The following is a 6,219-nucleotide window of genomic DNA, read 5'->3' on the forward strand; positions in this document are numbered from 1 at the left end:
GCCGCGCCCACCGCCGATGACTTGCAGACGTCCACCCGCGCCTGGCACGAGCAGCGCGTCCAGCGGCTCCAGGCGGAGGACGGATGGCTCACCCTCGTGGGCCTGTTCTGGCTCAAGGAAGGCGAGCAGACAGCGGGCTCCGCACCCGAGAGCGACCTGGACTTCCCCGCGGGGACGCCCGCGAAGCTGGGCACCTTCACGCGGCAGGGCAACACCGCGCGCTTCCAGCCCGCGCCTGGCGTCACCTTCACCCGCGACGGCCAGTCCTTCACGGGCGGCGCGCTCCAGTCGGACGAGAAGGGCACGCCAGACGTGCTCAAGCTCGGCGACGTCAGCTTCCAGCTCATCCTCCGAGGCGACAAGCTGGGCGTCCGCGTGAGGGACTCCGGCGCGGCGGCGCGCAAGCAGTTCCAGGGCATCCCCACGTACCCGGCGAGCAACGACTGGCGCATCGAGGCGCGCTTCGAGCCCGCGCAGACGCCTCGCATGTTGAAGGTGCCCAACGTGCTGGGAACCATCGACGAGATGAAGGCCCCCGGCACGCTCGTGTTCACGGTGGCTGGCAAGGAGCACCGGCTGACGCCCGTGGAGGACGGCTCGGGCAAGCTCTTCATCATCTTCGCGGATGAGACGAACCGCGACGCGACCTACGGCGCGGGCCGCTTCCTCTCCGCGGACATGCCCACCGGGGGGCGCGTCGTGCTCGACTTCAACCGCGCTTACAATCCGCCCTGCGCATTCACGAAGTTCGCCACCTGCCCGCTGCCTCCGCGCGGCAACCGGCTCGCCACGCGCGTGGAGGCTGGCGAGAAACGCTACGCGGACCACTGAGGCCGGGCCTGGAGCAAGCAGCCCGGCACGCGCGTCCGCGCCTGGACGCTCCGTGCCCGGGAGGCTGGCGCATCCGCGGGCTCGCGGACATTAATCCGACCATGCGCGCCTCTCTGACGCTCCTCCCCGCTCTCGTGGTGCTCGCCCTGTCCGCCTCCGGCTGCCGCAAGAGCCAGGCGCAAGGCACCGCGTCTCCCCAGGACTGCATCCGCGTGGAGGACGACTGGGGCGCCGACGGCACCGTGCCCTTCAACGTCGAGGTGGTGGCGCGGGGCCTGGAGACGCCGTGGGGCATCGCGTGGCTCCCTGGAGGCGACGCGCTCGTCACCGAGCGCCCGGGCCGCATCCGCCTGCTCAAGGACGGCATCCTCCAGCCGCGGCCCGTGGCGACGGTCCCCGTCGCGGACGCAGCGGAGGGCGGACTGCTCGGCATCGCGGCCCACCCGGACTTCGCGAGCAACCGCCAGTTCTACATCTACGTCACCACGGACGCGGGCGGCACCGAGGAGAACCGCATCGAGCGATGGACGCTGTCGGAGGACCACGCCACGGCGACGCACGAGCGCGTCATCTTCGGCGGCATCGCCTCCGCCACGTATCACGACGGCGGACGCCTGCGCTTCGGCCCGGACGGCATGCTGTACGCGGGCACCGGTGACGCGAGAGACCCGGACCGCTCGCAGGACGCGAGCGACCCGGCCGGGAAGCTGCTGCGCCTCACGCCGGAGGGCGCGGTGCCCCAGGACAATCCCATCCCTGGCTCGCCCGCGTTCCTCACCGGCATCCGCAACCTCCAGGCCTTCGACTGGCGCGACGCCTCCACGCTGTACATCGTGGACCACGGCCCCAGCGGTGAGACGCTGCGCCGAGGCCACGACGAGGTCAGCGTCGCCCGCCGCGGTGACAACCTGGGCTGGCCCGGCATCTACTCGTGCGAGACGCGCGAGGGGCAAGTCACTCCGTCCATCACCTACAAGGACGCCCTGCCCCCGGGCGGCGCCGCCATCTACACCGGGACGGCCATCCCCGAATGGAAGGGCTCGCTGCTCATCGGCACGCTGGGCTCACGCCACCTCCAGCGCGTGGAGTTCGCGCCGGATTCGAGCCGCGTGGCCAAACACGAGGTGTACCTGCGCGACACCCATGGCCGGCTGCGCGAGGTCATCATGGGGCCGGATGGCCACCTCTACGTCACCACCAGCAACTGCGATGGACGCGGTGACTGCGGGCCGGACAAGGACGTCATCCTCCGTTTGAAGCGCTGAGCGCGCGCCGTCAGAGCATCATCCCGCCGGAGGCCTCGATGCGCTGGCCCGTCACCCACGCGCTCTCCGGCGACAGCAGCATGACGACGGCATCCCCGATGTCGTCGGGCTGCCCCACACGGCCGAGCGCGACCTGGGCGGCCAGGCTCCTGTTCAGCTCCAGGTTGTCCCGGACGACGCCGCCCCCGAAGTCCGTCGCCGTCGCGCCCGGCGCGAGCACGTTGACGGAGATTCGCCGGGGCCCCAGCTCCTTCGCCAGGTAGCGGGTGAGCGCCTCCACGCCCGCCTTCATGGTCGCGTAGGCGGCGTAGCCGGGGAAGGTGAAGCGCGAGAGCCCGGTGGAGATGTTCAGGATGCGCCCGCCATCCGCCAGCACCGGCAACAGCCGCTGCGTGAGGAAGAACGCTCCCTTGAGGTGGACGTTCATCAGCGCGTCGAACTGGGCCTCGGTCGTCTCCGCGAAGCTGACGTGGATGCCCATGCCCGCGTTGTTCACCAGGAAGTCCAGGCGCTCGCGCCCGAAGTGACGGCCCAGCTCCGTCCGCACCGCCTCCACGAAGGCGCCGAAGCCTCGCGTGTCCCCCACGTCGAGCGGGAGCGCCACCGCCTTGCCGCCCGCCGCTTCAATCTGCTTCACGACCTCCGCCGCCTCCTCCACGCCGGTGCGATACGTCAGAATGATGCCGGTGCCCCGGGCCGCCAGCTTGAGCGCCATGCTCCGCCCCAGTCCACGGCTGCCCCCCGTGATGAGAGCCACGGGCATGTTCTTCGAGGTGCTCATGTCCAGTCCTTTCAGGTGACGCGGCGGTGCGCCGCACCTGTCCATGAATAGTGAGCCGTGAGTGGATTGAGAAAGCGGCTGCGCTCCGACACACTGTTTCGATTGGAGAAACAATGAGCCTGGACCTCGATTCGCTGAAGATATTCGTGAAGGTGGCCGAGCTCGGCAACTTCACGCGCGCGGGGGAGCACCTGGGCATGCCCAAGGCGCGGGTGTCGCTGCGGCTGAAGGCGCTCGAGACGGAGCTCGGCTGCCAGCTCTTCCAGCGCTCGACGCGCGTCGTGCGGCTCACTCCGGATGGGGAAGAGCTGCTGCCTCGGGCGCGGCGGCTGGTGCAGGAAGCGGATGAGCTCGGCGCTCTGTTCCAGGCGGCCAGGGGCTTGCGCGGGCGCGTGCGCATCGACCTGCCCGTCAACATCGCGCGCGAGCTCATCCTCCCGCGTCTGCCGGAGCTGCTCGCGCGGCACCCCCACCTGGAGGTCCTCATCAACACGACGGACCGACGCACCGAGCCCTTCCGGGAGGGCTTCGACTGCGTGCTGCGCGTGGGCTCACAGGGGGACTCGGAGCTGGTGGGGCGCAAGCTCGGCGTCCTGCGGATGATGAACTACGCCAGCCCCGCGTACCTGAGGAAGTACGGCACGCCGCGCAAGCTGGAGGACCTGGACCGGCACCTCGTCGTCCACTACTCCCCGGGGCTCGGCGCGGAGACGCCCTCCTTCGAGTATCCGCACGAAGGCGGCTACCGCGAGTGGCCGATGCGCAGCATGGTGACGGTCAGCAGCGTCGACGCCTACGTCGCGGCGTGCCGGGCGGGGCTCGGCATCATCCAGATTCCAAGACGCAGGTCGCGTCCCGAGGTGGGCGAAGGCGAGCTCGTCGAGGTCCTGCCGGAGCTCACCTGCATGCCCATGCCCGTTTCACTCCTGCACACCTATGGCAGGAGCTTGCCGCGCCGGGTGCGCGTGGTGATGAACTGGCTCACCGAGCAGCTCACGAACTCCTTCGAGCCGCACGAGGAGGGCTGACGCTCGCCCTCCCGTGCCTCAGGCGCCGAGCTGCTTCAACAGCTGCTCGGCCTGCGCGCGCACGTCCTCGGCGCCCAGCGCCAGCGCCTGCTTCGCGTGGCGCGCGGAGAGCTCCTTGTCCGAGGGGAAGGTGCCCAGGGCCATGTTGAGGTGCGTGCCCGCGTCGTTCGGGTGCGCGCCCAGCACGGGCGCCAGCAAGGCGGCGACTCGCGCGTGCCCGTTGTCCTGCATCAGCACCACCGCGAGGTCATTGGTGGGGCCGGGGTCCGTCGGAACCGTGGCCACGGCCGCCTCCAGCAGCGTCACCGCCTCGGCGCGCTCGCCCAGGGCGAGGTGCATCTGCGCCAGCGCGTGCTGGGCCTGCCAGCTTCCGGGCGCCTGCCGCAGCACCTCCGCGAAGACGTCCTTGGCCTCGGCGAAGGCGCCGGCGCTCATCGTCGCCAGGCCGTGCAGGTAGAGATAGGTGGTGCTGGAAGGGTCCAGCTTGCGCAGCTCCAGGGCCGCGCGTTTGGCGCCCTCCGAGCTTCCGGCGGACAGGTACAGCTTGAAGAGGTCCTCCAGCACCGCGCGGTGGAGCCCACCCCGGGCCTTCTCCAGCGCCTGCGTTGCGGCCTGGATGGCCAGGCCGAGCTGGCCACAAGCGGCATGGGCCCGCGACAACATCAGCAGCGGCATGGCCTCCTGAGGCGCGCCCTCGGCGGCCCGCAGGAAGTGAGACACCGCGCCATCCGGCTCGTTCTGCTGGAGGCGGATGCGTCCCAGTTCGAAGTGGACGTGGGTGCTGCCAGGGGAGACCTGGAGCACGGACTCGAAGGCGGCGCGCGCTCCGGCCAGGTCCCCGCGCTCGAACAGCAGCGAGCCCAGGTTGAAGCGCTCGAAGTAGCCCGCGGTGGGCGCGGCGGCCAGCGCCTTGAGGGACTCCAGCGCCTCCGGATTGCCCGCCTGGGCGCGCAGCATGGCGAGGTGCGCCTGCCCCTCCGTGTGGTCCGGCTTCGCCTTCAGCAGGCGGAGCACCGCGGCTTCCGCGTCCGCCGCCGCGCCGGTGCTCAGGTGCACTCGAACCAGGCCCAGGAGGCAATCCACGTCGTTCGGATCAATGGAGAGCCCCTTCTGGAAGCTCTTCACCGCGTCCTGGGTCTGTCCCGTTTGAAGGAAGCGACCCCCTTCCTGAGCATGCGTCGAAGCCATGTATCAGGGTCTACCACGGGGTGCCGAGTCCCGGCAGTTCACGGAGCCACTTGCCCGTGTGGCCCTCGCCTGCTGGAGCGAGCGCCGCCCATACCCGCAGCGGCATCCGCCTTCGCCTCGAAGTGCGAGGGATGAGACTTCGGTGGGAGGTATCGAGGACCCACCCTGGGCGCCTCAGGTGGGCATCGGCTGGCCCAGGCCCTTGCGCAGCGCCTCGTCGATGAGGCCCTGCACCTTCGTCTCCGCCTCCTTCATGCGAGACTGGTGCTGCTCGCTCAACTTGGACTGCTCCAGGTGCAGGGCGTGCTGCTTTTCGCTGAGCTGGTGCTGCTCCTTGCTCAGGAGGGACTGCTTCTCGGCCAGTCCCGCCATCTTCGTCTCCAGGGACTTCATCTCCTCTTCCAGCTCGCGGTCCTGCTTCTTCAGCTCGGAGCGGCGGCGCTCGCGCTCGGCTTCGGGCAGGGCGTCCAGACGCGACTCCTCCAGGTGGAGCCCGGACTGCTTGTAGGCCAGGTCACCCAGCTTGCGTCCCAGCCCGCCCTGCTCGTGGCCCAGGGAAGCCTGCTGCTGGCCGAGCACCGCCTGCTGCTGGCCCAGGGCGCCCTGCTTCTCTCCCAGCGCGCTCTGCGCCTTGCCCAGCTCGCGGGTGGAGGAGAGCGCCTCGCGAACGGACTTCAGGGTGGCCGCGTCGCGGATGATGAACGCCTCGCCCTTGCGGCGGACGAAGAGAATCGCTTTGTCCTTCTGCTTGAAGGTGCGCGCCAGCTCCAGGTCGACCGTGCTGCCATTCATCATCGCCATGCCGTCCGTGAGCAGCACGTAGCCGCTGTCCGGGTCGCCAGGAGGCGGCGGCGCGGGTGGAGTCGGAGGCGTCGGCGGAACAGCGGCGATGTGCGGCGAGGTCCTCACGATGTGCCGCTGCGTGACGACGGCAAGGCGCGGAGCAGAAGGCGCCTGCGGCGTTCCGGGAACGGATGGCGGCAGAGCAACGCTGGGCGGCACGGGCGGCACGGGCGGCACGGGCGGCAACGAAGCGGGGCCGGGCGACACGGGCGACGCGGACGGCAACGCGGCGGGGCCGGGCGGCACCGCGGCGGGGCCGGGCGGCACCGCGGCGGGGCCAGGC

At 70.6% G+C, this 6,219-nt stretch carries 6 protein-coding genes and 1 pseudogene; 4 read left to right on the forward strand and 3 right to left on the reverse strand.

Going from position 1 to position 6,219, the window contains the following annotated elements:
- Positions 1 to 831: DUF1684 domain-containing protein (locus tag G4D87_RS31650; protein ID WP_163786423.1), on the forward strand; the 831-nt coding region annotated here is incomplete at its 5' end.
- A 101-nt stretch (positions 832 to 932) separates the two neighbouring features.
- On the forward strand, positions 933 to 2,096 hold the full coding sequence (locus tag G4D87_RS31655) for a PQQ-dependent sugar dehydrogenase (protein WP_163786424.1): 1,164 nt from the start codon (positions 933 to 935) through the stop codon (positions 2,094 to 2,096).
- A gap of 10 nt (positions 2,097 to 2,106) precedes the next feature.
- On the opposite strand, the gene G4D87_RS31660 is transcribed toward G4D87_RS31655, so the two are convergent.
- Complete coding sequence (locus tag G4D87_RS31660; RefSeq protein WP_163786425.1) at positions 2,107 to 2,877, reverse strand: SDR family NAD(P)-dependent oxidoreductase; 771 nt, start codon at positions 2,875 to 2,877, stop codon at positions 2,107 to 2,109.
- 113 nt (positions 2,878 to 2,990) lie between these two features.
- Between G4D87_RS31660 and G4D87_RS31665 the strand changes: the two genes are divergently transcribed.
- Positions 2,991 to 3,905 (forward strand): LysR family transcriptional regulator, encoded by a 915-nt coding sequence (locus G4D87_RS31665; protein WP_163786426.1) that lies wholly within the window; start codon positions 2,991 to 2,993, stop codon positions 3,903 to 3,905.
- 18 nt (positions 3,906 to 3,923) lie between these two features.
- Here G4D87_RS31665 and G4D87_RS31670 read toward each other — a convergent pair whose 3' ends face one another.
- Together G4D87_RS31670 and G4D87_RS31675 are read right to left on the reverse strand one after the other, a co-directional pair.
- Positions 3,924 to 5,093: a tetratricopeptide repeat protein gene (locus G4D87_RS31670; RefSeq protein WP_163786427.1), complete on the reverse strand. Its 1,170-nt coding sequence runs from the start codon at positions 5,091 to 5,093 to the stop codon at positions 3,924 to 3,926.
- A 174-nt stretch (positions 5,094 to 5,267) separates the two neighbouring features.
- The gene (locus tag G4D87_RS31675) at positions 5,268 to 6,002 is read right to left on the reverse strand and encodes a hypothetical protein (RefSeq protein ID WP_240358769.1); all 735 of its coding nucleotides are present in this window, start codon (positions 6,000 to 6,002) and stop codon (positions 5,268 to 5,270) included.
- A 13-nt stretch (positions 6,003 to 6,015) separates the two neighbouring features.
- Here G4D87_RS31675 and G4D87_RS40045 point away from each other — a divergent pair.
- Positions 6,016 to 6,219 (forward strand): annotated as a pseudogene (locus G4D87_RS40045) (hypothetical protein); the annotation flags it as partial.

This window comes from Myxococcus vastator, from assembly GCF_010894475.1.
Classification (GTDB): domain Bacteria; phylum Myxococcota; class Myxococcia; order Myxococcales; family Myxococcaceae; genus Myxococcus; species Myxococcus vastator.

Bases quoted from the DNA above. Each gene is read 5' to 3' on its own strand.
- G4D87_RS31655 (WP_163786424.1), top strand. From the start codon at position 933: ATGCGCGCCTCTCTGACGCTCCTCCCCGCTCTCGTGGTGCTCGCCCTG.
- G4D87_RS31660 (WP_163786425.1), bottom strand. From the start codon at position 2,877: ATGAGCACCTCGAAGAACATGCCCGTGGCTCTCATCACGGGGGGCAGC.
- G4D87_RS31665 (WP_163786426.1), top strand. From the start codon at position 2,991: ATGAGCCTGGACCTCGATTCGCTGAAGATATTCGTGAAGGTGGCCGAG.
- G4D87_RS31670 (WP_163786427.1), bottom strand. From the start codon at position 5,093: ATGGCTTCGACGCATGCTCAGGAAGGGGGTCGCTTCCTTCAAACGGGA.